Here is a 24,961-nt window from a genome sequence, read left to right as displayed (position 1 = left end):
CAGCGAGGCAGTCACCTAACAAAAATGAGGGGTGCCCCCTTACTATAGACTGAATTGATCGCCCAAATAGACGCGCTTGACCTGCTCATCGGCGAGGATATCGGCCGGCGCGCCCTCGGCAATCATCTTGCCGTGGCTGACGATGTAGGCCTTCTCGCACACATCCAGCGTCTCTCTGACGTTGTGGTCCGTTATCAGCACACCCAACCCGCGTTCTTTCAGATGCTGGATGATCTTTTTGATATCGATGACTGAAATAGGATCAACACCTGCGAAAGGCTCATCGAGCAGAATGAATCTCGGCTCTGCCGCCAGCGCCCGGGCGATTTCCACCCGGCGCCGCTCCCCACCCGAGAGGCTCTGGCCCAGGCTGTCGCGGATATGGGTGATATTGAACTCTTCCAGCAACTGTTCGACCTTATCCTCCCGCTCTTCGCGGCTCAACCCCTTGCGGGTCTGCATGACCCCCATCAAGTTGTCGAACACCGACAGGCGCCGGAAGATGGAGGCCTCCTGGGGCAGATAGCCGATGCCATTGCGGGCACGGATATGCATGGGCTGCAGGCTGATGTCCTGCTCGTCGATGGTGATGAGGCCGGCATCCCGCTGTACCAGGCCCACGATCATGTAGAAGGAGGTCGTCTTGCCCGCGCCGTTCGGGCCGAGCAGGCCCACGATCTGGCCCGTTCCCACCTCCAGGCTCACATCGCTGACCACCATGCGGCGCTTGTAGCTCTTTTGCAGACCCGTTGCTTTTAACACTGCCATGGCTGTTGTTTCCTACTTCTTCTGATCGGCGGGTTTGTCAAAGTTCTCCACCTGATCCGGCAGGAACACCGTCTTGACGCGCTGGGTGGGCCCCTTGCTCTCGGCAATCATCTTCTGCTTGACGATGTCGTAGCGAATGAGATCGCCGGTCACCTGGCTGTCTTCCTGCTTGAGCTGGCCATTGCCGGTGATGGTCACCAACCGGTTCTTAAGCTCGTAGCGGATGCTGTTGCCATGGGCATTGACCGGTTTGCCGTTGTCCAGTACCTGGAAGAAAGTGGCTGGGTTGCCATACGCGGTCATCACCTCGGCGCCCTTGTCGCCGGAGCGGATCACCACCACCTTGTCGGCCTTAATCTTGATGGTGCCCTGGGTGATGATGACATCCTCGCTGAAGGTGATGCGGTTGTCCTGCATCTCGGCCACCTGCTTGACCGCATCCACATAGACCTTCTCGGCGAAGTCGGACTCTTTGGCATTCAGGGAACCGCACAGCAACAGGGCCGTGAGGGCCAGATTAACGTTTTTCATTGAAATAAGTGGCATGGCCTTTATCCAGTAACTCGAAATATTTACGTTCCAGGTGACCCTTGAGGCCAACGCCCTCGGTCTGGAACTCCTGGCCCACAATGCTGATGTGCTGGTTGCTTCTCATCCCCTGCGTCACCAGATCCAGCTCCAGATAGGAGGTATCCAGCGTGGAGATGAAGGAGGCGGGCAGCAGACCGTCCAGATGCACCTTGTCACGGAGGATCACATTGTCATCGGTGTTGAGCACCCCGGTTTCGGCCGTCAGCTTCCATTCGGCCGCGCCCTTGTCATCGAACATGTAGACCACCGGCTTGGTGAAAGTGGCCTGCTCGAGTACCTGGTAGTACTCCGCATATTCGGATTCCAGCCGTTCGGTGCGCTTGCCCTGCTCGTTGAAGCGGGTCGTAACCAACTCTCTGGCGGTGAAGTCCGGTTGAAAATTTTCCGTCTTGGTGGTCGGCTCGGGGACCAGCTCGATCTCCCCCAGCTGCCAGGCCGCCAGCGCAGCCAGAAACAGCAGGCCGAACAGCACAGTCTGTTTGTTCATCGCGACGCCTCGGGTTGATAGTCAGCCAATCCCTGGGCCTGCAAGATCAGGTCGCACACCTCGCGCACGGCCCCGACGCCACCGCCAAGCCGCGTCACCAGATCCGCCTTCGCCAGCACAAGCGGATGGGCATCGGCAACGGCGATACCCAGGCCGCAAGCCTGCATCACCGGCAGATCGATGGTGTCATCTCCCATATAGGCGGCTTGCGATGCATCCAGCCCGAGCTTGGTCAGCAAGGCCTCGAAGTGGGGCAGCTTTTTGTCTGCCCCCTGCACCAGGTGCTGGACTCCCAGACTCTTCATGCGATCGCTGACGATGCGGGAGTTTCGCCCCGTGATGATGGCAATCTCGATGCCCGCATTGAGCAGGGCACGCATGCCGGCACCGTCACGGGTGCAGAAGGTCTTCAGCTCTTCGCCGTTATTGCCCATATAGATGAAGCCGTTGGAAAGCACCCCATCCACATCGCACACCAGCAGGCGGATCTGCGCCGCCTTCTCGTACTGGCTGCGCGTCACCGGACCATAGAGGGTCGGTACGTCTTGCATCAAATTACTCCGGCTTTCAGCAGGTCATGCATGTTGAAGGCACCCAGCGGGTGTCTCTCCCCATCCACGACCAACAACCCGTTGATTTTCCTGGTTTCCATCAGCTTGACGGCCTCGGCAGCCATCATCTCAGGCCCTACGGTAACACAGTTCACCGTCATGACGCGGCTGATGGGGGTGTGATGGATGTCCACCTGCAGGTCCAGAATGCGGCGCAGGTCACCATCGGTGAACAGACCGGCAAGCAGCCCTTGATCGTCCACCACCGCCGTCATGCCGAGCCCCTTGCGGCTCACTTCCAGCAGCGCCTGGCTGATGGTGGCATCTATCCCCACCTTGGGCAACAGCTCGCCGCTGTGCATCAGATCGCCCACTCGCAACAGCAACCGCTTGCCGAGGGACCCGCCCGGATGCGACAGCGCAAAGTCATCGGCGGTGAAGCCACGGGCCTCCAGCAGGGCCACGGCCAGCGCGTCCCCCATCACCAGGGTGGCAGTAGTGCTGGATGTCGGGGCCAGACCGAGGGGGCAGGCCTCTTTCTCCACCTTGATGCACAGGTGCACGTTGGCCTCTTTCGCCATGGTGGAAGCCGGATTGCCTGTCATGCAGATGAGTGGAATGCCGCGGCGCTTGAGCACCGGCAGCAGGGCCAGGATCTCGTCGCTCTCGCCGGAGTTGGAAATGGCGATGATGAGATCCCCGGCTGAGATCATGCCGAGATCCCCGTGGCTCGCCTCGCCCGGGTGCAGGAAGAAGGCGGGCGTTCCCGTGCTGGCCAGGGTCGCGGCAATCTTGTTGCCGATATGACCCGACTTGCCCATGCCGGTCACCACTATCTTGCCGCCACAGCGCAGCACCATCTCGCAGGCGCGCTCGAACGCCTCGTCAAGGTACTGGTAGAGTCCATCAATGGCTTGTTTTTCTATGTCCAGCACCGCTCGGGCGCTGCGACGGAAATCGAACAATTCAGACACTTTTTCAGGCTTTACAGACATAAAGGCACAGCTCCGGGCCGAAATTTGCTGCGGGATTATAAAAAAGTCTGCCGAGATAAGCGAATCGGATGCGGAATGGGCGGTCATTGACGCAGGTTGTTACATAAAACTGTCGCGTACTTGGGGGGGAAACCCGCTCAATAGTTGTTCCTCGCTGTTGCTTAGACCTAGACTAGCCCATAAAATTCGCTCTTCATTTATACCGGATGGACAATTGTTTGAACGATGACCTGATCACCATCTCCGACCTGACCTTCAGTCACGGGGATCGGCTGCTGTACGACAGGATCAACCTGACCATTCCCCGTGGCAAGGTCACCGCCGTCATGGGTCCGAGCGGGATCGGCAAGACCACCTTGCTTCGCCTGATCGGGGGCCAGCTCAAGCCTGAGTCCGGTCACATTCTGTTTGACGGGGAAGACGTTCCCACGCTCTCCCGTTCACGCCTGTATGAAGTGCGTAAACGGATGAGCATGCTGTTCCAGAGTGGCGCATTGTTCACCGGCATGACCGTCTTCGACAACGTGGCCTTCCCGCTGCGGGAGCACTCCGGCCTGCCGGAAGAGCTGATCCGCACCATCGTCATGATGAAACTGCAGGCTGTCGGTCTGCGCGGGGCGGCCAAGCTGATGCCGTCCGAGCTCTCCGGTGGCATGGCGCGTCGCGCGGCCCTGGCGAGATCCATCGCGCTGGATCCGGATCTCATCATGTATGACGAGCCCTTCGTGGGGCAGGACCCCATCACCATGGCGGTGCTGGTGAAGCTCATCAAGGAGCTCAACGATGCACTCGGCATCACCTCCGTCATCGTCACCCACGACGTGAAGGAAGTGCTGAGCATCGCCGACTACGCCTACATCATCGCCAACCGCAAGGTAGTGGCACACGGCACACCGGAGCAGCTGCGCGAGGAGCACAATCCCGAAGTCGAGCAGTTCCTCAAGGGATTGCCCGACGGTCCTGTTCCGTTTCATTTTCCGGCAGGCGACCTGCTACAGGATCTGTGATGTTGACAAGTCAGATAAGCAAGCTGGGCCGCAGCGGTGTGCGTTTCATCAACGCCGTCGGCCGGGCAACCATCATGCTGTTTCATGCACTGGCAGGACGGCCCCAGCCACGCAAGCACTTCCCGCTGCTGGTGCAGCAACTGTATGTGGTGGGAGTGCAATCCGTCGCCATCATACTGGTGTCCGGCCTCTTCATCGGCATGGTGCTCTCCCTGCAGGGCTACAACGTATTGAAGGATTTCGGCGCAGAGCAGAGCCTGGGGCCTCTGGTTTCCCTCTCCCTGCTCCGTGAGCTGGGCCCTGTGGTCACCGCCCTGCTGTTCGCCGGTCGTGCGGGCTCCGCCCTCACCGCCGAGATCGGCCTGATGAAGGCCACCGAGCAGCTCTCCAGCCTGGAGATGATGGCGGTCGATCCACTGCGTCGGGTCGTGGCGCCCCGCTTCTGGGCCGGGGTCATCAGCATGCCGCTGCTGGCCTTCATGTTCAGCCTGATCGGCATCTTTGGCGGCAAGCTGGTTGGTGTCGACTGGCTGGGGGTGGACGAAGGCAGTTTCTGGTCCGCCATGCAGGCCTCCGTCGACTGGCAGGACGACATCATGCAGGGCGCCATCAAGAGCCTGATCTTCGCCCTGGTGGTGACCTGGATAGCGCTCTTCAACGGCTATGATGCCAAACCGACCTCGGCCGGGATCAGTCAGGCGACGACCCGTACCGTGGTTCACTCATCCCTGGCCGTGCTCGGTCTGGATTTTATACTCACCGCAGTCATGTTTGGATAAGGGAAAGATGAAGTTCAGCAAAGTAGAATTTCTGGTTGGCGCCTTCATGCTGGCTGGCATCGCGGCCATTCTGGCATTGGCACTGCAAGTGGCGGGATTGAGTTTCAAACCGGAAGGAGAAACCTATACCCTGCGCGCCCATTTCGATAATATCGGCGGCCTGAAAGTGCGCTCGCCGGTCAAGGTCGGCGGCGTCGTCGTCGGTCGTGTCAGCGACATCACCCTGGATCCCAAGAGCCAGGTCCCCATCGTTTCCCTGCAGATGCAGAAGAGTGCCGGCGAGTTCTCCGAGACCAGCACCCTCTCCATCCTGACCTCTGGCCTGCTCGGTGAGCAGTACATCGGTCTGGCACCGGGGTTCAGCGATGAGGAGATGGGCACCAGCATGCTCAAGGATGGCGACATGATCGAAGACACCAAGTCCGCCATCGTGCTGGAAGATCTGATTGGCAAGTTCCTCTACAGCCAGTCCTCCCCGGCCAACACACCCGCAACCAAGGAGTAACCATGTTCAAGAAGATCGCCCTGATGCTGGGTCTGATGACCAGCATGCTGTTCTCCCTCGTCGCCCGTGCGGATGTCAACACTTCGGACCCCTATGCCCTCGTGGATCAGGCCGCCCAGCAGACCTTTGCCCGCCTGAAAGCCGATCAGGCCCAGGTGAAGAGCAACCCCGATCACCTGCGCGTCATCATCCGCGAGGAGCTGCTGCCCTACGTGGACAACCGCTTCGCCGCCTACAAGGTGCTCGGCAACCAGATCAAACAGACGACCCCTGCCCAGCGTGACGCCTTTGTGGACGTCTTCACCGAGTACATGGTGAGCTCCTACGCCGACGCCCTGGCACACTTTGACAAGCAGACCGTCAAGGTCCAACCCGGCAAAGCCGCCGAGAGCAACATCACCGCCGTCAACGTCAGCGTGAAAGAGGCCGGCAAGCCGGACATCTTCCTCGAGTTCAAGCTGCGCAAGAACAACAAGACCGGCGAGTGGAAAGCCTTCGACATGGTTGCCGAAGGGATCAGCCTGCTCTCTGCCAAGCAGAACGAGCTGGGTGGCCTCATTCGCCAGAACGGCATCGATGCGGTGATCGCCCAGCTGCGTGAACACAATGCCAAGCCGCTGGTGATCAAGTCATGATCCTGAGCGGTGACTTGCAGGCCCCGCAGGTCAACGATCTGTGGCAACGCCGCGTCGACTGGTGGCAGGACGACCGGCTCGAACTCGGTGCCGTCACTACCCTGGATTCCGCCGGCCTTGCCCTGCTGGTCAAGTGGGCCAAGGCGGCACTGGCACGGGGTGCCACTCCGACACTGGTGGGTGCCTCCAACGATTTCCATACGCTGGCCAACCTCTACGGGGTGGCCAGCCTCTTTCATTCAACCCCGCTCACAACTGAGGACTCATAATGCAAGTCTCTGAAATTGAAGCGATACTCCTCGAGGCTTTGCCATTGTCCGAAGTCCATGTCAAAGGGGACGGCAGTCACTACCAGGTGATCGCCGTCGGCGACATGTTTGACGGCATGAGCCGGGTCAAGAAACAACAGGCCATCTATGCCCCGCTGATGGACAAGATCGCCACCAACGAGATCCACGCTCTCTCCATCAAGGCCTATACCGACGCCGAGTGGAAACGCGAGCGTAAATTCCAGCTGCCCTCCTGATTTGGTAAAGAAGTAAACCATGGACAAATTCAAGATCACCGGCCCCTGCACCCTCTCCGGTGAAGTGACCATCTCCGGCGCCAAGAATGCCGCCCTACCCATCCTGTTTGCCACCCTGCTGTGTGACGAAGAGGTTCAACTCTCCAACGTACCGCGCCTGAAAGACGTGGGTACCACCCTCAAGCTGCTGGAGATGCTGGGCGCCACCACCAAGGTCAACGGCAACGTGACCGTGCTGACCGGCGCGGTAAACAATCATGTCGCCCCCTACGAGCTGGTGAAGACCATGCGAGCCTCCATCCTGGCCCTGGGCCCGCTGGCAGCCCGCTTCGGTGCAGCAGACGTCTCCCTGCCCGGCGGCTGTGCCATCGGTGCCCGCCCGGTCAACCTGCATGTCCACGGCCTGGAGCTGATGGGCGCGAAGATCGTCATCGAAGAGGGCTACATCAAAGCCCGCGTCGACGGCCGCCTGAAAGGTGCCCACATCCTGATGGACATGGTTTCCGTGACCGGTACCGAGAACCTGATGATGGCCGCCACCCTGGCTGACGGTCGCACCGTGATCGAAAACGCCGCCCGTGAGCCGGAGGTGGTCGATCTGGCCAACTTCCTCAACGCGCTCGGAGCTAACATTCAGGGCGCCGGCACCGATACCCTGACCATCGACGGCGTAGAACGTCTGCACGGTGGCAGCTACAGCGTGCAGCCCGATCGCATCGAGACCGGCACCTTCCTGGTGGGCGCCGCCGTGACCGGTGGCAAGATCACCTGCCGCAACACCGACCCCAGCCTGCTGGAAGCCGTACTGGTCAAACTGGAAGAAGCTGGCGCCCTGATTGAAAAGGGTGACGACTGGATCACCCTCGACATGACAGGTCGCCCCCTGAAACCTGTCACCATCAAGACCGCCCCCTACCCGGCGTTCCCGACCGACATGCAGGCACAGTTCACCGTGCTGAACGCGGTCGCCCAGGGCACCGGCATGGTCACCGAGACCATCTTCGAGAACCGCTTCATGCACGTGCCCGAGCTGGTTCGGATGGGTGCCGACATCGAACTGCAGGGCAATGTGGCCATCTGCCGCGACACCCAGCAGCTCAAGGGTGCCCAGGTGATGGCGACCGATCTGCGCGCCTCCGCCAGCCTGGTGCTGGCCGGCTTCGTGGCCGAAGGGGCCACCATAGTCGATCGCATCTATCACATCGACCGTGGCTACGAAGACATCGAGCACAAGCTGCAAGGCCTGGGTGGTCGCATCGAGCGCGTCAAGGAATAAGTTGGCTTCACCATGAGCCGACCATAAAAAGGCCCCCTCGCCAGGCGAGGGGGCCTTTTTCATGACTCCGAATGGCGGCACCCCCTTCTCCCCTTGCGGGAGAAGGGGCGGAGATGAAGGGAGACAAGCAGACACCCTTTCCCCGAGGGAGAGGGTCAAGGGCTCAGGCGGTCAGCCGCTCCAGCTCGCCGATAAGCCAGATGGCCTCCTGGCGATGGGAGCCGCACACGTCCGCCATGGGGCGAAAGCCGCCGCACACCGCCGGGCGCTCCGGCTGGCCGAAGATCTTGCACCCCAGGTGCGCATCGAGCTGCACACAGGGCACACCGGCGGGCTTGCCGTCCGGCATGCCGGGAATGGCACTGCTGATGCTGGGGGCGATGCAGCAGGCACCGCATCCCTGACGACATTCCATGTGATTTTTCCTCTGTGGGGCACCGCAGTGTAGCAAGGAGTCCGGTTTCTCCTAAGCCTTATCCCTGCCCGGGCACCCTGGCGCCCTGCAGAGCGCAAAAAGCCCGGCACTGCCGGGCTTTTTGCTGCGGGAGTCAGCACATCACAGGATGATGTCGCGTACCACGCTGTCCTTGCGATCCAGGAAGTGGATCGACTTGATACGACGGATGGTGCGCGATTTACCGCGGATCAGCAGGGTCTCGGTGGTCGCCATGACGCCGTCGCTGGTGATCCCTTCCAGCAGATCACCCTTGGTGATGCCGGTGGCCGAGAAGATGACGTTGTCATTCTTGGCCAGATCTTCGAGCTTGAGCACCTTGCTCACGTCGATGCCCAGCTCCTCGCAGCGCGCGATCTCCTGTTCACCCAGGGCGCGAACCTCGGGGCTGTCACCCTTGACCTGGTGGCGGGGGATCAGGCGAGCCTGCATGTCGCCGTCCAGGGCGCGGATCACCGCGGCGGAGATCACCCCTTCCGGCGCGCCACCGATGCCGTAGAGCATGTCCACTTCGCTGTCCGGCAGACAGGTGAGGATGGAAGCGGCCACGTCGCCGTCGGGAATGGCGAACACCCGCACTCCCAGGCCCTGCATCTCCTTGATCGCCTTGTCATGACGCGGCTTGGCCAGGGTGATGACGGTCAGACGGGAGAGGGGCTTGCCGAGCGCCTTGGCCACGGCCTTGAGGTTCAGCTCCAGGGCCTGATCGAGATCGATGGCGCCTCTCGCCTTGGGGCCCACGATCAGCTTTTCCATGTACATGTCGGGGGCCTTGAGGAAGGATCCCTTGTCGCCCACCGCCAGCACGGCCAGAGCATTGGCCTGACCCATGGCAGTCATGCGGGTCCCCTCGATGGGGTCGACCGCGATGTCCACGGCGTCGCCCTGACCCGTGCCCACCTTCTCGCCGATGTAGAGCATGGGGGCTTCGTCGATCTCCCCTTCGCCGATCACAATCTCGCCATCGATCTGGATCTGATTGAGGATGTGACGCATGGCCGCCACGGCCGCGCCATCGGCGATATTCTTGTCACCACGTCCGAGCCACTTGTAGCCAGCCAGTGCAGCCGCTTCCGTCACTCGGGAAAATTCGATTGCCAGTTCACGTCTCATCGCATATCCAACCTTAGGAGCTCGAAAACGGGCGGCATTCTACCACAAGGGCAAACCTTTGCGCGTAAAAGTGGCGACCAGCCACATAAATCCCGGTTTTCATCCCGCTGACATGGAACCGACACGGTTTGTTCATTGCACGGTCACCCGACTGTCATCTGTCACTTCTAGCATGGCCCCGTCTTTTAAAACAAAAGCTTGCAACACAAGGGATCATGATGAAAAAGCTGACAGTAGTAGCATTGGCTCTTACCGCCGCCTTCCAGGCTCAAGCCGTTGAAGTGTACAAAAACGAGAGCACCCTGCTCGACCTCTACGGCCGCATCTACGCCGGCCAGTTCTTCGGCGAGAAGAAAGAGCTGGACGCCAACGGTGACATCAAAAACGAATACAGCGACAAGCAGGGGGCCAACCAGTTTGTCCGTCTGGGCGCCAAGGTAGAGAGCGAGATCAACCCGGGTCTCAAGGCGCTGGCCCAGTACGAACTGCAGATGTACATCAACGACAGCGAGAAGACCGTCAGCGAGAACTCCGACAACCTGCGTACCCGTCTGGCGTTCGCCGGTGTCGGCGCCAACTGGGGGACCGTCACCTTCGGTCGCCAGAAGGGGGCTCCTGGCTTCCTGGCGGACTGGACTGATGTCTCTCTCTCCGATGGTTACGGCAACGAGGCACTGGGCGCCAAGACCGACACCTTCGCCACCAACCGCGCCGGCTCCGTGCTGAAGTACTCCGGCCTGTTCAACGGTTTCCAGGTAGATACCAGCTACAAGTTCGATGGCGGTGACACCGAAGAGACCTCCAGCAAGGACAGCGATGCCGCCTACGGTGCCGCCGTGGCCTACACCTTCCCGTTCAACCTCTCCCTGGGGACCGCCTACAACGTGGGCATCCGCGACAAGAGCGGTGAAGAGGATGCCAAGCTGTGGCTGCTCTCCGCCAAGTACGACAACAAGGCCCTCTACGCCGCCCTGAGCTATGCCGACGGCAGCGACTTCCTGGCCACCGGCAAGGATCACACCGGCTGGGAAGGGGCGCTGGGTTACAACTTCGAGAGCGGCTTCGGCCTGATGGCCCTGTGGAACAAGCAGAAGGTGGAGCAGGCTGGCAAGTCTGACTACGACTCCATCGACTACTACACCCTGGGTGCCCAGTACAAGTTCAACAAGAACCTGCGCGTCATCGGCGAGTACCGCATCAACAACCTCGACAGCCATGACAGCGGCAAGCTCAATACCAAGGATGACTTCCAGCTGGCGGCCCGCTACGACTTCTAAGTCGGCAACCAACTGATGACACGGCGCGCAGAGCACTCTGCGCGCCGTTTTTTATTGCGTCAGGCCAGGGATTTGTACGCCGACACCAGCAACAGCATGGGGCGCTCCGCCTCCTCCGCCAGGGCCGGGTTGGCCGCAATCTGCGCCGCCGTCGGCCCCCACTCCTCCACGCGGCGGATCTGGAACCCGGCGGCGACAAGGGCATTGAGGTAGGTGCCCAGGGTGCGGTGATACTTGACTACCCCCTCCGCCAGCCAGTTGCTGACCCGCTTGCCCTCGGCCTGGTAGCCGTTGACGGGCCAGGAGCGGCGTCCCTCTGCATCCACCAGCCAGCCCTGCGGCTGCGGGCAGGTGAAGATGGGGTGCTCCACCGAGAACACCAGGCTGCCGCCAGCCACCAGCGCACGGTGGATCTCCGCAAACAGCGGCGCCACCTCGGGCAGGTAGTGCAGCGCCAGGGAACTGTAGATGAGATCGAAAGGCTCATCGGACAGCGCAAGACCGTCCAGATCCCCCTGCCGATAGCGGATGGTCGCATCCCGGGTCAGCTCGGCGGCACGGGCCAACATCTTCGCGGAGAGATCGATACCGACCACATCGGCAGCCCCGAGATCTCTGGCTGCCCGGCAGAACCAGCCATAACCGCAGCCCAGATCCAGCACCCGCTTGCCGGCAAGCTCCGGCAGCATGGCGTGCAGCGCCGGCCACTCCGGCGCCCCCGCCAGCCCGTGAAGGGAGCGTGGCAGTTGGGCATAGCCCTCAAAAAACCCTGGTTCGTCATAGATATTTTGTGACATTGCACTGTTTCCTCTTGAAGATGGTCAGCCTCTCTGGCCGACGACCCGGCCCTTGCCAAGCATACCCGTCGGTCATGACAGACCATAAAAAAAGCAGAGACCCGGGCGGGCCTCTGCTCTGTCTCGCACCCGCAGCCTGGCTGCGGGACAACAAAAAAGGCCATAGACGAGGCAACGTCTATGGCCTTGGTTCAGTCGTGCGGCAAGGTCACGGCTCCCGCGAGGTAGCGAGATCCGGTCGTCACTGCACGATGAATGGATGGGAGGTCTGGGCCTCCACCGGCTCCGGACAATGCTTCATCGTGCGCATCTGTACGGAGTTCATTCGGGTCACTCGCTGATCCGAAGCATAAAGGGTCATGTCACTCACCCGGCCGGGCCGGTTCCATCAACACATTGAAAAATCTGGTGCCACTCAGGGGACAGGAGTCTCAGAGGCAAGCCCGGCAGATCATGTTTGCCGACCCTCTCACCCTAGCTTCTTCTGCCAGAACATAGCCCGGCCCACCTCGGGATCGAGCTCATAACCCGCAAAGCCGCTGGCGCGATAGGCAGCCTGGGCCACCTTGTTCCCCTCCAGCACCTCCAGGGTCAGCTTGCAGCAACCGAGATCCCGGGCGAGCCGCTCCGCCTCCGCCAACAGCTGCTTGCCGATGCCCTGGCCGCGATGGGCAGGGTGCACCGCCACGTCGTGGATATTGAGCAGCGGCTGACAGGCGAAGGTCGAAAAACCCTCGAAGCAGGTGGCAACGCCAGCGGGCTCCCCATCGACCCAGGCCAGCAGCACATGAGCACCGGGTCGCGCGGCCAGTGCTTCGGCCAGATTCGCCTTCACCTCGTCCGCCAGTGCACTGCCGCCCCCCATCTCGTCCCTGGCGTATTCGTCCAGCATCGCGATCAGCGCCTCGCCGTGGCGAGGGTTGTGCAGATCCGCCCTGATGATCTCGACCATGTTTCTCTCCCTGTGTGTGCCGGATGGTGCGCCAAGGCGCGAGGCCACCATGGTAGCGTCCCCTCCGAACCGAACCAAGGTTCCCCCGGCCTTTTCCCCGAGGTTCCAGCCCCCTCAGTGCCTGCCGCCAATGATCTCTTTTTCTTGCATCTTCTCCTTGCAAGGCAAATGAAAATCAATATCATTAGCAACCTCTCGCGATGAGAGAAATCAATAATTACAAATAAATCAACAAGTTCAGGCCGATTGGTCGACAAAGAGTCACACCCAGATGAACCATTCCCCCCCCCGCGCGCCTTGCTGGGCGTCGCCTTGCTGGCGGTTTGCACCAGCCCCCGTGCCGAAGACGAAACCCTGACCGTGGTCGGCAAACGCAGCCAACATGAAGAGGTCGCCACCGCGACCCGTACCGCCACCCCGGCCAAGCTGGTGCCCCAGAGCATCGAGAGCGTCAAGGCAAGCGAGCTGACCGCCTTCGGCCAGCCCACCCTGAGTGAAGCCCTGATCGGCATCCCTGGCGTCAACGCCAGCGGCGACACCCGTTTTGACGGCGTCACCATCCGCGGTTTCAGCGCCAGCAACGACTTCTACCTCGACGGCCTGCGCGACGACATGCAATACACCCGCGACCTTGGCAACATCGAACGGGTCGAAGTGCTCAAGGGCCCCGCCGCCGTGCTCTACGGCCGTGGCAGCACGGGCGGCATCGTCAACCGGGTCAGCAAGGTTCCCCAGAAGGGGCAGGCCTCCAGCGTCAGCGCCCAGGTCGGCAGCTTCGACAGCCGACGCTTCGCCGCCGATCTCAACGGCGAGGCAGGAGAGCGGGTACAGGTGCGCCTGAACCTGGCCCAGGAGGACAAGGAGAGCTTTCGCGACGACGTGACCAGCAAGCGCACCCTGCTGGCTCCCTCCGTCAACTGGGAGATCACCGACACCCTGAACTGGCTGGTGCAATACGAGCGCAACGAGCACGATCGCACCCCGGATCGCGGCATTCCCGGCGTCGATGGTCGCCCGGCGGATGTCCCCATCGAGAGCGTCTACAGCGACACACGCCGCGACTTCATCGACGATGTGGCCCAGTCCACCCGCTCCCGCTTCACCTGGGACATCAACGATCAGTGGCAACTGCGCCAGCAGCTCGGCTACACCACCCTCGACAGCCAGTTCGACAATACCTATGTCACCAGCGTCAAGGGTGACAAGGTGACCCGCGCCCGCTGGCAGCAGGATCTCAAGGCCAGCAGCCTCACCAGCAACACCGAGGCGGAAGGCCAGCTGCAAACCGGCCCCATCGCCCATCGTCTGCTGGTGGGTCTGGAGCAGGGCTGGCAGGATCGCACCCCCAAGCTCTACCAGAACGCCAACCCGATCCCGGCAGGCAACCTCTATGATCCGGGCTCCCTGCCCACCTACGACGGCGCCATGAAACTCTCCAGCGACGCCCATCACAGGGTGCGCGGTGTCGGCCTCTATGTGCAGGATCAGCTCAGCCTGGGCGACTGGCACCTGCTGGCAGGCCTGCGCCGCGACGACTTCACCGTCACCAGCCGGCGCAACGACCTCGACAAGGAAGAGACCCTCTCGGTCACCAGCCTGAGTCCGCGCCTGGGCCTGGTGTGGAACCCCATCGAGGAGCATGCCTTCTACACCTCCTACAGCAAGACCTTCACCCCGGTGGGCGGTGAGCTTATCGGCATCACCCCGGGGGACAAGAACAACAACCTGGATCCCCAGCACACCCGGCTCTATGAAGGGGGCGTGAAGAGCGACTGGCTGAACGGCCGCCTCGCCACCACCCTCTCCCTCTACCGGCTGGAGATGTACAACAAGCGCAGCAAGGATCCGCTGGATCCCACCCGGGTGATCCTCACCGGTCTGCAGCGCACCGACGGCATCGAGCTGAGCGCCCGTGCCCAGCTGACCGACGAGATCTATCTGCGCGGCGGCGTCGCCATCCAGGATGCCGAGCAGGTCAAGGCAGACGCGGACCTGCAAGGCAAGCGGCCGATGAACGTCTCCCGTCAGAACGGCCAGCTGTTCGCCGGCTACCAGAGCGGCAAGCAGGGCTGGTTCGGCGAGACCGGGGTGACGGCGGTGGGGGATCGCTTCGCCGACAACGCCAACACCACAGTGCTGCCGGGCTACGCCCGCTATGATGCCCGCGCCGGTTACCGCTGGCAGCACTGGGATGCCCAGCTCAGCCTGGAGAACCTGACCGATCACGACTACTTCGTCAGCGCCACCAGCGCGGCCCAGATCATGCCGGGCACGCCCCGTCAGCTGCACCTGACCGCCGCCTACCGCTTCTGATCCTCCCTGTTTACCGACCCCTCTGGCCAGCTTCCGCTGGCCAGATTTTTATGAAGCACCGAGCAATGAGACGCAGAAAACTCCCCCTGCACAACAACAAGTGGGTGCGCCGCATCCACGCCTGGGCAGGCTTTGCCACCCTCACCCTGATGCTGCTCTACGGCCTCACCGGCCTCTGGCTGCAACACAGGGCCGTACTGCCGCTGCCCGGCCCCCACACCGAGAAATCGAGCGAAGAGATAGTGCTGAGCACACCGCTGGCCAGCCCGGATGAGCTGAAAAGCCTGCTGCAGCAACGCTATCCAGCAGGGTTCGAGGAGGGGCGCGTCCAGCTCACCCCGCCCCAGACCCTGCCCACCCCCGACGGCCCGCTCACCCTGCCGGCCCGCTGGGAGATGCGCGGCGTCACCCTCAGCCAGAGCGTGGCCGCCAGCTATGTGGCGGGCACCCTGCTGGTGCGTACCGAATTGCAGCAGGCCAACTTCGCCGCCAGCCTCAACCGGTTGCACCGCGGCATGGGCACCGGCCTGCCCTGGCAGCTGGTGGGGGATCTGGCGGCGCTGGCCATGCTGCTGCTGGCCCTCACCAGCCTGCTGATGTGGAACAAGCTGCACGGCCCGGCCGCGCGCGGCATCGCCCTGCTGCTGCTGGGCGCCCTGGTCACCGTGCTGGTGGCCCTGCTCTAGCGCCTTTACCGACGGCAAAACGGGATCTGTCTCTCGGCGGCGGTAACCTTGCCCGCACCTCGGGTAACAAAGGGTAACCGGCCGCCGATGGGGGTCACAGTTGCCGGCCTGGCGGCTGGATGAGGATCGCCTGCGGCTGCTAGGGTGCGCCCTCAACCCAAGCGGCAAGAGGCAGCATGCGCATCTCCAGCATCGAATGCGGGCGAGTGGTGGCCATCCTGGCCGTGATGACCATCCATCTCTCCCCTTTCAGCAACCCCTTCGACCCCGCCCTGTGGGACGGCACGCCCTACCCTCTGGTCGGGGCCGTCATCAACCAGCTCTGCCGCTTCGCGGTGCCGCTGTTCTTCCTGTGCGCCGGTTACTTCTTGCAACCCGCCTTCGCCGCGGGCCACCCGCTGACGGTCGCACTGCGCTACTGCCGACCCCTGCTGGGGCTCTGGCTGGCGTGGAGCCTGCTCTACGTGCTGATACCCTTCAACCCGCTCGCGGCGGTGAGCGAGGGCTACCTGCCCGCCATGGCGGGCCAGTGGCAGATGCAGCTCGGGGATCATCTCAACGTCTGGTGGGTGGGCGGCATGATCCACCTCTGGTTCCTGCCCGCCCTGATGGTGGCGGTGCTGATCCTGGGGCTCTGCCAGCAGGCCCGCCTGCCAAGGCTGGCCCTGCTGCTGGGGGCCCTGCTCTACAGCCTGGCCCTGATCGGTGGCTCCTATGGCCCGCTGCTGCCGGGGGGCGAGTGGGCCCTGCTGACCCGCAACGGCCCCTTCTTCTCCTTGCTGTTCGTGGCGCTTGGCGCCGAGCTGCGCCTGCGTGCCTGGCAGCCGGACGCCAGGCGCTGCGCCCTGATGATGATGGCGGGGATGGGGCTTTATGCCCTAGAGGCCGCAGGTCTGCTGCGCGTTGCCGCCGTCCCCCTCGCTCGTCATGATTTCCTGCTGGGTTCGCTCCCTTGGGCGCTGGGGCTGTTCGGCCTGCTGCTGGCCAACCCCGCATGGGGCAAAGGCAGCTGGCTGGAGCGCCAGGCCCCCAAGGTGCTCGGCCTCTACTGTCTGCACATGATGCTGGTGGTGTGGCTGATGATCTTCGGCCCCCAGGGCAAACAGGTGTGGTGGGAACTCCTCAAGGTACCCGCGCTGCTGGCGCTCACTCTGCTCGGCTACCGACTGCTGGCGGCCACCGCCCTCAGCCGCTGGTTGCTGCGGGCTCGCTAGAAACAGGACCCTGACCAGCCAGCAGATCAACGTGGTTCAGCGCAAAATCGTGCATCTGCTGAAGCAGGGGGATCAGGGCGACGCCAAGGGGGCTCAGGCTGTACTCCACCCTGGGCGGTACGTCGGGGTAGAGGGTGCGGATGATGACACCGTCGCTCTCCAGCTCCTTGAGCTGGGCGGTGAGCACCTTCTGGCTCACCTCGGGCAGGCAGCGGCGCAGGTCGCCAAAGCGCCGGGTCTGTTCGCGCAGATGAAACAGAATGGCCGGCTTCCATTTGCCGGTCAGCAGGCTTAATACCTGATAGGCGGGACAGGGCAGTGAGGGCACGGTATGGCTCGTGAGTGGTTACTTTGCGGTAACTATGCCACGAAAATGTGCCTTCTTGCAGCCAAGATACCGGCTTCCTATGATGCGGATTCCGTCAATCAACGCCCACGAGAGGTTTATCATGCCCAGCCTGCTGCAGATCCATTTCAACTTCCCCGTCGAGATGATGGGACCGGCCCTCACTGCTGCGGCCATGCCGCTGGCCGACTCCATCACCCGGGAGCCGGGCTTCATCTCCAAGATCTGGACCGAGAACCCGCGCACCGGCGAGGCGGGCGGCATCTATCTGTTCGAGGATGAGGGGAGCGCCCTCGCCTACGCCACCATGCACGAGCAGCGGGTGCTCGCCATGGGCGCCAGCGCGGTGCAGTACAAGGTGTTCGACGTCAACGAGCCCCTGAGTCGCCTCACCAAGGGCATCGCCTAGTCCGAGCGGGGCTCAGAACCTCAGGGTCAAGCCGATATTGGCCTGCCACTGGGTGATCAGCTCCCCCCTCACCCGAAAGGCGCAGATCTCGGGGTTGCAGAGAAACTGGCTGTCGTCGTTGACCAGGGCACCATAACCGCGCACCTCGGCCCGCACAGCCAGATGTTCGGTCAGGCGCGGCTGCACCCCGAGGGCCAGGGACATGGAAGGGGCCGTCTCGCTGTCGTAGGCATCCAAGCGGGTGACCCCTATCCCGGCACCGATATAGGGGGCCATCAGGTTGTCCGAGAGAGTCAGGGCCCCGGCAAACTGCAGGGTGTCCACCGTCAGCCTGTCGGGCAGTTCGGGGGACACCCGGGTCGACTGGTGGCTGTAGAGCAGCTCCACCATGCCGGGGTCATCCACCTCCCTGCTGATGAATAGCCCCCAACTGCCGGAGCGCTCCCCTTGCAGGGTGTCTATGTCGCTCCCGTGCGGCGTGGGGGCCGGCTCGTCCATGGCCCGAAAGTCGATGGCCGAGCTGTATCCCGCAAAGGGAGTCAGCTGCCAGCCCGTCGCCGGGGGCTCGGCTGCCCAGCCCGCCAGGGGCAGCAGCAGCCCCGGCACCATCCCCATCGCTCCTCTCATGTGCTCATCCTTTGGTGAAAGACCTGCGCAAAGCATATCAGAGCGCCCGTCTCCCACACTGGACGGGGGCTGTACCAGCCCCATTGCCCCGCTCCCGATGGAAATATCTGTGCTCCCAGGGGTTATTCATCCGGGATTAACCTCGTCCCCGTAAGCTGGCGGCGCCACAGCGGTGGCATCAACAGACGAGGATCTCAGGAATGGTTGCCGCGCAACTCAACGACCCCCAAAGCACGCTCTCCGATACCCTGAGGGCCACCGCCCACGCCATCGAGGAGAGCCACATCAGCCTGCGCCAGATGCTGGCCCTGGTGGGCGAGCAGGGCATGCTGCTGTTTTGCGTGCTGCTCACGGTTCCCTTCCTGCTGCCGGTTTCCATTCCCGGCGTCAGCACCCCCTTTGGCCTGCTGATCCTCTTCATCGGCATCGGCATCACCCTCAACCGGGTGCCCTGGCTGCCCGCCTTCCTGATGGAGCGCCGCTTTGCCGCCGAGCACCTCAAGCCGACCCTGCACAAGGGGGCGGATCTGCTGGCCCGCATCGACCGCTTCATCCGCCCGCGCCTGCTCATCCTGACCGGCAGCGTGACCATCAACCGCTGCAACGGCCTGCTCATCATGCTGGCCGCCCTGCTGCTGATGCTGCCGCTGGGCGCCATTCCCTTCACCAACGCCATGCCCGCCTGGGCCATCCTGCTGCTGGCCATCGGCATGTTGCAGCGGGACGGTCTCTTCGTCGCCCTCGGCTATGCCCTGGTCGCCGCCACCCTGGTCTGGTTCAGCGCCCTGGCCATCGGCCTGCTGATGGCGGGGCAGAATATCTCGACCCTGTTCGGCTGATCTGGCCCGGCCAAATGAAAGAGGGCGACCCCGGGTCGCCCTCTTTCCTGTTCACTGCGCCCCTCAGGGCGCCCCATCATGGGCCACCCGGTTGCGCCCGCCCCGCTTGGCCCGATAGAGCCACTCGTCCGCCCGGGCCAGCACGGTGCCAAGATCCTCTCCCGGCCGGATCAGGGTGGTGCCCAGACTCACGGTCACGGGGGCGGGATCCGGCGCCATGGCCGCCACTGCGGCGCGGATCCGCTCCGCCACCTTCAGCAATATCCCCTCGTCGATCTGCGGCAGCAGGATCAAAAACTCCTCGCCACCGCTGCGCACGAAGAGATCCTCCCCCCGCAACTGGGCAGAGACGCACTCGCAGACCCGGCACAGGACCTTGTCACCGGTCTGGTGGCCGAAGCGATCGTTGATCTGCTTGAAGTGATCGAGATCCAGCATGATGAGGCCGGTGAGATGCTGCCCCTGCACCCTGTGGTGATACTGGTCGAAGAAGAAGTGGCGGTTGTAGAGGCCGGTGAGCTGATCCGTCTCCCCGAGCCGCTTGAGCCGCTGTTGCAGCTCGTGCTGGCGGGTGATGCTGCGGGTCATCCAGGTCACCGCCCGCTTCCCCTCATATAAAGAGGGCAAGGGCGCTATCTTGCCCTCGAAACGCTGCATTCCCTGGGGCCCGGCGTCGGCGTCGATGCCGTCCACCTCGGCGGGGGAGAGGTCATACTCCACCACCTGCACTTGGCCGCTGGCGAGGGCCTGAGCCACCTGCGCCATCACCCACTGCGCCTTGTCCTCGGGCAGCACGTCCAGCAGTTGTCTGCCGATCAGCGGGTTGCCGTTCTGGTAGGACTGCTGCTCCATCCCGCCGATGTACTCGATGTAGTAGCCATCTTCGCTGAGGATGAAAACGGGATCCGGCAACTGGGCCATCACTTCGTAGAGTTGTGCCACTGAGAGCGCCATCCGAGCTCCTTACTATCCATGGGAGTAGGTCCCTGTACTCCTGTTATACAAGACTCATGGAGTATCGCACAGGGGCAGAAAGCTGCCTGCCGGGCGGGAAGGATGCGGTCGGTGACGTGTTCACCGGACAAGCCTCCGGCAAAGTGAATAGTAGCAATCGGGGATGCTGTCAGAACCAGAATTGTCAGACAGTCAGGAAGGTTTTTGGCCCTCAGGCAGTGCGACATGCCAACGCATATGACGCCAGGGGAACCACAGGGGTATTCCCGCCCCCGGACAAGGGGGGCAAGGCCGGATCCCGGTCAAGAGGGATCCGGCGAGCCGGCATCAACGGGTAGCGGATCGACTGGCGTTCCAGAGCAGTTCGCCGCTCTTGAGATCCATCAGGCTCATGGCGAGCCGGTAGCGGCCCCCTTCAGAGAGGAGATCCCCGTAGAGCATGTAACCCGCCCCGGTCTGGCGACCCAGACGCACCAGGGAGGCGGGGTTCATGCCCCCCTGCTGGTATTCGAGCTGACCCGTGATGGCCGCCACCTGGCCCGGATCTGCGAAACGAAAACCGCTATTGGCCTGAATGCGCTGGATCATGGCCACCGCCAGAGGCTGGGTGCTGAAGACTTCCCCTGTGCCGTTCTGGGGCGCCATCAGCAGCAGTACCGGGCTGCTGCCCGCCAGCGCCTGCACATCGGCGGCCTTCAGGAAGTCATCGGCCAGGGCGACCGCCAGCCCCGTCGGTGCCACGGGTTTGGGAGCAGGCACCGGCTCGGCCTTGTCAGGCTCGGCCACGGGTTTCTCTGGTTTGGTCACCGGCTTGTCCGGCTCGCCGACCGGCGCAGACGTCCCCCCATAGGGATTGACCGCACAACCGCCCAGCAACAGGGCACCCACCATCAACAAGGAACGCAGCTTCATCTTTTCTCTCCGCCAGAAGTGTGCAAGGCGCACTTCGTCCATCATCCAGTTTGACGGAGCCCGGCTCCGCCTCCCCTCCATGCTAGAGACAAACCCGCCCCGGGTCGATGCGCACATGGTCAGGGGGCGACAGAGACTGGCGAACAGACAGTGCCAGAGAATGCCTCGAATCAAATGAGGCCTGAGCGCAACACCGCCGTTGTGACCATATTGCGCTACTGAATAGCGAAGAACACCAGGTGATAGAGAGAGGCGGCGCTCAACCCACCAACACCTACCCAAGGGATATACCTTCCCTTGTCGAAGGGAAAAATGGCTTCACCAAACAAGATGGCGGCGTAGGACAAGACCGGCAGATATTGCCCCAGACGCCCTTGATGGATGGAGCTACCGACGAGATCAGAAGGAAAAAGGTAATAGAGGGCAAGATACAGGAGCATCAAGAATGACCCACATACAAAACGCCTCTCTGCAAAGCGCCCCCAACCCGACAAGAGGTAGCTACCTGCAACAAGCCCAACAACCAATAACATCATGATCAATGCCTATCTCTTCATGCTCGGCATCACGCGACACAGGGCGATATGACTCTCATTTTTCAGCTTTTAATTTGATCATCGGTTGCATAAATGATATCCAATTTGGCCTCATTCATGTCCGATAAAGCAGGAGAGTATCATGGGGATAGCTACATGTCCGATCAAAGGACTGACATTGAGCTCCCGTTCAATCGATGCCCTGGAGCAAATGGACCAGCTTGTAGACAGCGCCAATCAACTGGCTGTCGCCGTTTCCGCCACACCGCTTTATACGATTTTCAGCGACCCGAGAAGTGCCAAGGACGTTGCCTACAACATCAGTGATTACGATTGGGAGTTGTATGGCCAGGCGATGGAAGGCATTCCCAATATCCTGCGCCACAAACTGAATCAGGTTGTTGAACCCATGGCATGGTCTTCAGCAGGTAAAGAATCCCAGTTCTGGAAATGTGTCCATGCCTCATACAACAAGTAAATTTGCCCTTCTGCTGCTCTTCGCCTGCCAAGGCGCCATGGCGCTGTCACTGCACGATCTGGACCCGGCATTTGAGCGGTGCGAAGCCATCAAGTCGCAACACGGCACCACTCTGCCCACGAAAAGCGACCCCTTCTGGTCACTGGAGAGGGAACAACAAGTGACCGTGCTTATCTATCTTCATGAGAAAAGCATGGAGCGCTGCACCGCAGCAGAGGTCGATGCGCTGGCGCTCAAGGCTTTCCATCAAGCCGTAGCGGGAGACCGCAGTTTTCTCGACACCCTGATCAAGGCGAGAACCACCACGCTCACTCCCGCCCAGCAAGCTCAGTTACAGCAAGTCGGCCAAGCAGAGCTGGATAAATTGGCCGGGATGAAGGAATTTGCTCAGCCATTCTCACTGACCGCTTACCTCAAGCAACTGGGTAGCGCCGCCCCATAGCCACCCTCAAGCAGGAGGCCATATGCAGCTCACCCCCCTTGCCAACACCCAGATCGTGATCCGCCCCTTCGAGCCGGGTGATGCCGACAAGTTTGTCCGCGCGGCCCACGAATCCATCGAGACGGTCGGCAAATGGATGAGCTGGTGCTCCCATTCATTTACTCGGGAAAACGCGCTGGAGTGGTTTACCAACTGCGAGCAGGATTGTGCGGCGGGACGCGCCTTTGATATGGGCATTTTCTGCGCCACCACCGGCCAGCTCTTGGGTGGCGCAGGTGTCAACCAGCTGTCGCCCCATCATCGCTACGGCAATATCGGCTATTGAGTACGCCAATCCCGCCAAGGCTGTGGCATCGCCCGACAGGCGGTCGCCCTGCTGCGTTACTTTGGCTTTACGCAGTTGGGACTATTTCGGCTGGAGATCGTGATGGGGGTTGGCAACGCAGCAAGCGAAGCCGTCGCCATCGCCGCTGGGGCTACCTTTGAGTGCCAGGCCAGAAACCGCATCTTCCTCCATGACCAGCCTCTTGATGCGCATATCTATGCCCTTGTTCCCGCAGGCTGATATCTGTCAGGACGTAGCCTGTAGCGCCATCTAAATTGAGGCAGCATGTAACCTGAGTCAAAAATTTACTATGGACCGGTCGCAATTACGGAGATTCCTGAATGACCGATTCATTCAAGATTTACAACAAGTCTATAAAAGTTCCCTACGGGTCTCCACAAGAGTAAACTCTCTCACATACAAATAGCATTTTAATTTTTTAAAACTAATAGATAGGACTGAAACTGTAGCAAGACAACCTAACACGGTAAAAACCATTACAGGGCAAACTATAAACTCCATAAACATTAAAAAATTAAAATGCCTAAACGATTTAAATGAATTGACATTTACCCCTCATGCATTGACCGCGATCTTAGGGCCAAATGGAAGTGGAAAATCATCCATCTTACATGCCCTCGCAGGTGTTTATATGCCAGAGAAGGACTTTCCAGGCGAAGACAACAAACTAGGTGATTTTTTTCCTAGAAGTCCAGATTCAGAGTGGAATGGCAGTAGTTTTTTAATTTCTATGTCATATAGGAGAGGACGAGAATTAATAAATGACGAGAAAAAAAGCTATGGGAAATCTGAGGCTAGAGGTTCAAGATGGGTTCCAATATACGCTAGACGTCCGTTAAGAGAAGTTTATTATCTTGGGATAGATAAGTGTGTCCCAATGATTGAATCAGAGAAAAAGAACTCTGTGCAATATGTGACATCAAATGTAACCAACGCTTTAGTGGAAACAATCCTGAATAAGGCATCTCAAATTTTAAACAAAAGATATACATCTCTAAATAGCCATCTCCAGCCGAATGGGAAAAAGATGATCGGTGTAGAAGCGAATGGGATGAGGTATTCATCTCTCAGCATGAGCGCTGGTGAGCAAAAGATATTTTTAATTCTTGAGACCGTGTTAAAAGCTGATAAATACGCTTTAATTTTAATTGATGAAATTGACTTATTGCTACATGACAGCGCACTAAAAAGACTTATAGAAGTTCTCTATGAACGAGCTACTGACAAGAACATTCAAATAATATTCACGACTCATAGAGAAGTAATCACTACCATGTCGCACATGGTTAACATTAGACATATATTAAATCTACCAGACCGGACGTATTGTTTTGAAGATACCAAGCCAGACTCAATATTGCGTCTAACAGGGGAGAGAAAAACCTCTGTTGAAATATATGTTGAAGATGATGTAGCTGCTTCTGTTGTAAGTAAAATATGCTCATCACTTAAGGCATCAAAATATGTAAACATTATTAAATATGGAGCATCATCTAATGCATTCACAATATTAGGTGGAGCCTTGCTCAGAAATGAAGATGTTAGCAGAAACATCTACATCTTGGATGGGGATGTCTATAGAACGGTAGAGCAGAAAGAAAATGCCATCAATAAAGTAATTAGTGGTGATGACCGTAGAGCTGTAGATTTGAGGGGGAATGCTTTATCTAAAATTTCAGAATTTATTTTGCCGGAGGGGTTTAATCCAGAACGACACATCCACTCTATGCTAACTGAAATTAACGATAATGAGCTAGATAACGATTATCAAGAAATCATTGATACAGCAAGAACGATTGTATTTGAACAAGATGCTCACAACTATTTATCCAAAATAATTGACTTTCTCGGAATTGAACGTTCTGTAGGATTAGCTCGGATTGTGGATCTAGCATCTAAACACCCCTCATGGGAAATTTTCACTTCTCAAGTTGTTGGATGGCTCACCCCAATAATCGAAGATTTAAGAGAAATAGATGCTTAAATTTCGTCCTCACAGGGTGTACAGATCTAGTTATCACCTGACACCGGCCTCAAACCGGTGTCTTGTTTACGCTACTTTAGTGCGCACTTCCTTCGGTATCAATTTCAGACCCTTCTTGAACATGCTGTAGGGGGTCTGACCCTCCATCATCCTGCCCTGATG

General features: G+C 60.2%; 30 protein-coding genes and 1 pseudogene. 17 read left to right on the top strand and 14 right to left on the bottom strand.

Features of this window, described 5'->3' with window-relative positions:
• Positions 1-42: 42 nt before the first annotated feature.
• The 5 genes from lptB to J9893_RS05740 are packed head-to-tail and all read right to left on the bottom strand — an operon-like array spanning position 43 to position 3,392.
• Positions 43-768, bottom strand: coding sequence for an LPS export ABC transporter ATP-binding protein (gene lptB / locus J9893_RS05760; protein ID WP_010675872.1), 726 nt, complete (start codon positions 766-768; stop codon positions 43-45).
• Between the two features lie 12 nt (positions 769-780).
• The gene (gene lptA, locus J9893_RS05755) at positions 781-1,299 is read right to left on the bottom strand and encodes a lipopolysaccharide transport periplasmic protein LptA (RefSeq protein ID WP_010675873.1); all 519 of its coding nucleotides are present in this window, start codon (positions 1,297-1,299) and stop codon (positions 781-783) included.
• Complete coding sequence (lptC, locus tag J9893_RS05750; RefSeq protein ID WP_039040473.1) at positions 1,286-1,846, bottom strand: LPS export ABC transporter periplasmic protein LptC; 561 nt, start codon at positions 1,844-1,846, stop codon at positions 1,286-1,288. Before lptC ends, lptA begins: the two co-directional genes overlap by 14 nt.
• Positions 1,843-2,397, bottom strand: coding sequence for a 3-deoxy-manno-octulosonate-8-phosphatase KdsC (kdsC, locus tag J9893_RS05745; RefSeq protein WP_042864828.1), 555 nt, complete (start codon positions 2,395-2,397; stop codon positions 1,843-1,845). Before kdsC ends, lptC begins: the two co-directional genes overlap by 4 nt.
• Entirely contained in the window at positions 2,397-3,392 is a 996-nt protein-coding gene (locus tag J9893_RS05740; RefSeq protein WP_029314845.1) for a KpsF/GutQ family sugar-phosphate isomerase, read from the bottom strand. The genes kdsC and J9893_RS05740 overlap by 1 nt, the downstream gene beginning before the upstream one ends.
• Positions 3,393-3,598: 206 nt before the next feature.
• Between J9893_RS05740 and mlaF the strand changes: the two genes are divergently transcribed.
• From mlaF to murA, 7 genes are read left to right on the top strand one after another with little or no spacing between them, the layout of a single operon-like run.
• The gene (gene mlaF / locus J9893_RS05735) at positions 3,599-4,399 is read left to right on the top strand and encodes a phospholipid ABC transporter ATP-binding protein MlaF (RefSeq protein WP_029314846.1); all 801 of its coding nucleotides are present in this window, start codon (positions 3,599-3,601) and stop codon (positions 4,397-4,399) included.
• Entirely contained in the window at positions 4,399-5,178 is a 780-nt protein-coding gene (gene mlaE, locus J9893_RS05730; RefSeq protein WP_010675878.1) for a lipid asymmetry maintenance ABC transporter permease subunit MlaE, read from the top strand. The genes mlaF and mlaE overlap by 1 nt, the downstream gene beginning before the upstream one ends.
• A gap of 7 nt (positions 5,179-5,185) precedes the next feature.
• On the top strand, positions 5,186-5,683 hold the full coding sequence (mlaD, locus tag J9893_RS05725) for an outer membrane lipid asymmetry maintenance protein MlaD (RefSeq protein ID WP_010675879.1): 498 nt from the start codon (positions 5,186-5,188) through the stop codon (positions 5,681-5,683).
• Between the two features lie 2 nt (positions 5,684-5,685).
• On the top strand, positions 5,686-6,318 hold the full coding sequence (gene mlaC, locus J9893_RS05720) for a phospholipid-binding protein MlaC (protein ID WP_039040470.1): 633 nt from the start codon (positions 5,686-5,688) through the stop codon (positions 6,316-6,318).
• Entirely contained in the window at positions 6,315-6,587 is a 273-nt protein-coding gene (locus J9893_RS05715; protein ID WP_134996882.1) for an STAS domain-containing protein, read from the top strand. Before mlaC ends, J9893_RS05715 begins: the two co-directional genes overlap by 4 nt.
• A complete protein-coding gene (ibaG, locus tag J9893_RS05710) occupies positions 6,587-6,844 on the top strand; it encodes a BolA family iron metabolism protein IbaG (protein ID WP_010675882.1) in 258 nt (85 codons plus the stop codon). Before J9893_RS05715 ends, ibaG begins: the two co-directional genes overlap by 1 nt.
• 19 nt (positions 6,845-6,863) lie before the next feature.
• On the top strand, positions 6,864-8,120 hold the full coding sequence (gene murA, locus J9893_RS05705) for a UDP-N-acetylglucosamine 1-carboxyvinyltransferase (protein WP_143238151.1): 1,257 nt from the start codon (positions 6,864-6,866) through the stop codon (positions 8,118-8,120).
• 163 nt (positions 8,121-8,283) lie between these two features.
• On the opposite strand, the gene J9893_RS05700 is transcribed toward murA, so the two are convergent.
• Positions 8,284-8,535 (bottom strand): YkgJ family cysteine cluster protein, encoded by a 252-nt coding sequence (locus tag J9893_RS05700; protein WP_010675884.1) that lies wholly within the window; start codon positions 8,533-8,535, stop codon positions 8,284-8,286.
• A 141-nt stretch (positions 8,536-8,676) separates the two neighbouring features.
• Positions 8,677-9,687, bottom strand: coding sequence for a class II fructose-bisphosphatase (gene glpX / locus J9893_RS05695; protein ID WP_039040467.1), 1,011 nt, complete (start codon positions 9,685-9,687; stop codon positions 8,677-8,679).
• Between the two features lie 218 nt (positions 9,688-9,905).
• Here glpX and J9893_RS05690 point away from each other — a divergent pair, with 218 nt between their 5' ends.
• Positions 9,906-10,964, top strand: a complete 1,059-nt coding sequence (locus J9893_RS05690; protein ID WP_029313567.1) for a porin — start codon at positions 9,906-9,908, stop codon at positions 10,962-10,964.
• Positions 10,965-11,023: 59 nt separating this feature from the next.
• Here J9893_RS05690 and J9893_RS05685 read toward each other — a convergent pair whose 3' ends face one another.
• Both J9893_RS05685 and J9893_RS05680 read right to left on the bottom strand, forming a co-directional pair.
• The gene (locus J9893_RS05685; RefSeq protein WP_210600905.1) at positions 11,024-11,761 is read right to left on the bottom strand and encodes a class I SAM-dependent methyltransferase; all 738 of its coding nucleotides are present in this window, start codon (positions 11,759-11,761) and stop codon (positions 11,024-11,026) included.
• Positions 11,762-12,230: 469 nt separating this feature from the next.
• Positions 12,231-12,713, bottom strand: a complete 483-nt coding sequence (locus J9893_RS05680; RefSeq protein ID WP_103858768.1) for a GNAT family N-acetyltransferase — start codon at positions 12,711-12,713, stop codon at positions 12,231-12,233.
• Between the two features lie 312 nt (positions 12,714-13,025).
• Here J9893_RS05680 and J9893_RS05675 point away from each other — a divergent pair, with 312 nt between their 5' ends.
• The 3 genes from J9893_RS05675 to J9893_RS05665 all read left to right on the top strand — a co-directional run bounded on the left by J9893_RS05675 (position 13,026) and on the right by J9893_RS05665 (position 16,926).
• Positions 13,026-15,026 (top strand): TonB-dependent siderophore receptor, encoded by a 2,001-nt coding sequence (locus J9893_RS05675; RefSeq protein ID WP_235690565.1) that lies wholly within the window; start codon positions 13,026-13,028, stop codon positions 15,024-15,026.
• 65 nt (positions 15,027-15,091) lie between these two features.
• Entirely contained in the window at positions 15,092-15,712 is a 621-nt protein-coding gene (locus tag J9893_RS05670; RefSeq protein ID WP_210600904.1) for a PepSY-associated TM helix domain-containing protein, read from the top strand.
• A 176-nt stretch (positions 15,713-15,888) separates the two neighbouring features.
• The gene (locus J9893_RS05665) at positions 15,889-16,926 is read left to right on the top strand and encodes an acyltransferase family protein (RefSeq protein WP_143238155.1); all 1,038 of its coding nucleotides are present in this window, start codon (positions 15,889-15,891) and stop codon (positions 16,924-16,926) included.
• Here J9893_RS05665 and J9893_RS05660 read toward each other — a convergent pair.
• On the bottom strand, positions 16,898-17,254 hold the full coding sequence (locus J9893_RS05660; protein ID WP_052814440.1) for a helix-turn-helix domain-containing protein: 357 nt from the start codon (positions 17,252-17,254) through the stop codon (positions 16,898-16,900). The genes J9893_RS05665 and J9893_RS05660 overlap by 29 nt on opposite strands.
• A 121-nt stretch (positions 17,255-17,375) precedes the next feature.
• Between J9893_RS05660 and J9893_RS05655 the strand changes: the two genes are divergently transcribed.
• Positions 17,376-17,681, top strand: coding sequence for a monooxygenase (locus J9893_RS05655; protein WP_113978255.1), 306 nt, complete (start codon positions 17,376-17,378; stop codon positions 17,679-17,681).
• Positions 17,682-17,693: 12 nt separating this feature from the next.
• Here J9893_RS05655 and J9893_RS05650 read toward each other — a convergent pair whose 3' ends face one another.
• A complete protein-coding gene (locus tag J9893_RS05650) occupies positions 17,694-18,308 on the bottom strand; it encodes an outer membrane beta-barrel protein (RefSeq protein WP_052814438.1) in 615 nt (204 codons plus the stop codon).
• Between the two features lie 200 nt (positions 18,309-18,508).
• Between J9893_RS05650 and J9893_RS05645 the strand changes: the two genes are divergently transcribed.
• Complete coding sequence (locus J9893_RS05645; protein WP_010672675.1) at positions 18,509-19,147, top strand: exopolysaccharide biosynthesis protein; 639 nt, start codon at positions 18,509-18,511, stop codon at positions 19,145-19,147.
• Between the two features lie 63 nt (positions 19,148-19,210).
• Here J9893_RS05645 and J9893_RS05640 read toward each other — a convergent pair whose 3' ends face one another.
• The 3 genes from J9893_RS05640 to J9893_RS05630 all read right to left on the bottom strand — a co-directional run bounded on the left by J9893_RS05640 (position 19,211) and on the right by J9893_RS05630 (position 21,549).
• Positions 19,211-20,101 carry a sensor domain-containing diguanylate cyclase gene (locus J9893_RS05640; RefSeq protein ID WP_052814437.1) on the bottom strand — a complete coding sequence of 297 codons (891 nt, stop codon included), beginning with the start codon at positions 20,099-20,101 and terminating at the stop codon, positions 19,211-19,213.
• A gap of 327 nt (positions 20,102-20,428) precedes the next feature.
• Entirely contained in the window at positions 20,429-21,013 is a 585-nt protein-coding gene (locus tag J9893_RS05635) for a penicillin-binding protein activator LpoB (protein WP_113978271.1), read from the bottom strand.
• Between the two features lie 215 nt (positions 21,014-21,228).
• Positions 21,229-21,549 (bottom strand): hypothetical protein, encoded by a 321-nt coding sequence (locus tag J9893_RS05630; protein WP_143238158.1) that lies wholly within the window; start codon positions 21,547-21,549, stop codon positions 21,229-21,231.
• A 142-nt stretch (positions 21,550-21,691) separates the two neighbouring features.
• On the opposite strand from J9893_RS05630, the gene J9893_RS05625 reads away from it, so the two are divergent.
• The 4 genes and pseudogenes from J9893_RS05625 to J9893_RS05610 all read left to right on the top strand — a co-directional run bounded on the left by J9893_RS05625 (position 21,692) and on the right by J9893_RS05610 (position 24,799).
• Positions 21,692-22,027, top strand: coding sequence for a hypothetical protein (locus J9893_RS05625; RefSeq protein WP_104451985.1), 336 nt, complete (start codon positions 21,692-21,694; stop codon positions 22,025-22,027).
• The gene (locus J9893_RS05620; protein ID WP_223919349.1) at positions 22,008-22,469 is read left to right on the top strand and encodes a hypothetical protein; all 462 of its coding nucleotides are present in this window, start codon (positions 22,008-22,010) and stop codon (positions 22,467-22,469) included. Before J9893_RS05625 ends, J9893_RS05620 begins: the two co-directional genes overlap by 20 nt.
• 22 nt (positions 22,470-22,491) lie before the next feature.
• Positions 22,492-23,034, top strand: a pseudogene (locus J9893_RS05615) (GNAT family N-acetyltransferase).
• 208 nt (positions 23,035-23,242) lie between these two features.
• The gene (locus tag J9893_RS05610; protein WP_143238159.1) at positions 23,243-24,799 is read left to right on the top strand and encodes an AAA family ATPase; all 1,557 of its coding nucleotides are present in this window, start codon (positions 23,243-23,245) and stop codon (positions 24,797-24,799) included.
• Positions 24,800-24,961 lie beyond the last annotated feature (162 nt).

The organism is Aeromonas sp. MaB10011B (assembly GCF_017939325.1).
GTDB lineage: Bacteria > Pseudomonadota > Gammaproteobacteria > Enterobacterales > Aeromonadaceae > Aeromonas > Aeromonas caviae.
The sequence above is the reverse complement of the archived record's forward strand: the minus strand, read 5'-3'. Positions and strand labels throughout refer to the sequence as shown.

Excerpts from the sequence above, each read along its gene's own strand:
- ibaG (WP_010675882.1), top strand. The coding sequence starts at position 6,587 with ATGCAAGTCTCTGAAATTGAAGCGATACTCCTCGAGGCTTTGCCATTG.
- J9893_RS05645 (WP_010672675.1), top strand. The coding sequence starts at position 18,509 with ATGGTTGCCGCGCAACTCAACGACCCCCAAAGCACGCTCTCCGATACC.
- J9893_RS05680 (WP_103858768.1), bottom strand. The coding sequence starts at position 12,713 with ATGGTCGAGATCATCAGGGCGGATCTGCACAACCCTCGCCACGGCGAG.
- mlaD (WP_010675879.1), top strand. The coding sequence starts at position 5,186 with ATGAAGTTCAGCAAAGTAGAATTTCTGGTTGGCGCCTTCATGCTGGCT.
- J9893_RS05655 (WP_113978255.1), top strand. The coding sequence starts at position 17,376 with ATGCCCAGCCTGCTGCAGATCCATTTCAACTTCCCCGTCGAGATGATG.
- lptB (WP_010675872.1), bottom strand. The coding sequence starts at position 768 with ATGGCAGTGTTAAAAGCAACGGGTCTGCAAAAGAGCTACAAGCGCCGC.
- lptA (WP_010675873.1), bottom strand. The coding sequence starts at position 1,299 with ATGAAAAACGTTAATCTGGCCCTCACGGCCCTGTTGCTGTGCGGTTCC.
- J9893_RS05625 (WP_104451985.1), top strand. The coding sequence starts at position 21,692 with ATGGGGATAGCTACATGTCCGATCAAAGGACTGACATTGAGCTCCCGT.
- glpX (WP_039040467.1), bottom strand. The coding sequence starts at position 9,687 with ATGAGACGTGAACTGGCAATCGAATTTTCCCGAGTGACGGAAGCGGCT.
- lptC (WP_039040473.1), bottom strand. The coding sequence starts at position 1,846 with ATGAACAAACAGACTGTGCTGTTCGGCCTGCTGTTTCTGGCTGCGCTG.
- J9893_RS05650 (WP_052814438.1), bottom strand. The coding sequence starts at position 18,308 with ATGAGAGGAGCGATGGGGATGGTGCCGGGGCTGCTGCTGCCCCTGGCG.
- J9893_RS05740 (WP_029314845.1), bottom strand. The coding sequence starts at position 3,392 with ATGTCTGTAAAGCCTGAAAAAGTGTCTGAATTGTTCGATTTCCGTCGC.
- J9893_RS05715 (WP_134996882.1), top strand. The coding sequence starts at position 6,315 with ATGATCCTGAGCGGTGACTTGCAGGCCCCGCAGGTCAACGATCTGTGG.
- J9893_RS05690 (WP_029313567.1), top strand. The coding sequence starts at position 9,906 with ATGAAAAAGCTGACAGTAGTAGCATTGGCTCTTACCGCCGCCTTCCAG.
- J9893_RS05630 (WP_143238158.1), bottom strand. The coding sequence starts at position 21,549 with ATGATGTTATTGGTTGTTGGGCTTGTTGCAGGTAGCTACCTCTTGTCG.
- kdsC (WP_042864828.1), bottom strand. The coding sequence starts at position 2,397 with ATGCAAGACGTACCGACCCTCTATGGTCCGGTGACGCGCAGCCAGTAC.
- mlaF (WP_029314846.1), top strand. The coding sequence starts at position 3,599 with ATGGACAATTGTTTGAACGATGACCTGATCACCATCTCCGACCTGACC.
- J9893_RS05635 (WP_113978271.1), bottom strand. The coding sequence starts at position 21,013 with ATGAAGCTGCGTTCCTTGTTGATGGTGGGTGCCCTGTTGCTGGGCGGT.
- J9893_RS05640 (WP_052814437.1), bottom strand. The coding sequence starts at position 20,101 with ATGGCGCTCTCAGTGGCACAACTCTACGAAGTGATGGCCCAGTTGCCG.
- J9893_RS05665 (WP_143238155.1), top strand. The coding sequence starts at position 15,889 with ATGCGCATCTCCAGCATCGAATGCGGGCGAGTGGTGGCCATCCTGGCC.
- J9893_RS05670 (WP_210600904.1), top strand. The coding sequence starts at position 15,092 with ATGAGACGCAGAAAACTCCCCCTGCACAACAACAAGTGGGTGCGCCGC.
- murA (WP_143238151.1), top strand. The coding sequence starts at position 6,864 with ATGGACAAATTCAAGATCACCGGCCCCTGCACCCTCTCCGGTGAAGTG.
- mlaC (WP_039040470.1), top strand. The coding sequence starts at position 5,686 with ATGTTCAAGAAGATCGCCCTGATGCTGGGTCTGATGACCAGCATGCTG.
- J9893_RS05620 (WP_223919349.1), top strand. The coding sequence starts at position 22,008 with ATGCCTCATACAACAAGTAAATTTGCCCTTCTGCTGCTCTTCGCCTGC.
- J9893_RS05700 (WP_010675884.1), bottom strand. The coding sequence starts at position 8,535 with ATGGAATGTCGTCAGGGATGCGGTGCCTGCTGCATCGCCCCCAGCATC.
- mlaE (WP_010675878.1), top strand. The coding sequence starts at position 4,399 with ATGTTGACAAGTCAGATAAGCAAGCTGGGCCGCAGCGGTGTGCGTTTC.
- J9893_RS05685 (WP_210600905.1), bottom strand. The coding sequence starts at position 11,761 with ATGTCACAAAATATCTATGACGAACCAGGGTTTTTTGAGGGCTATGCC.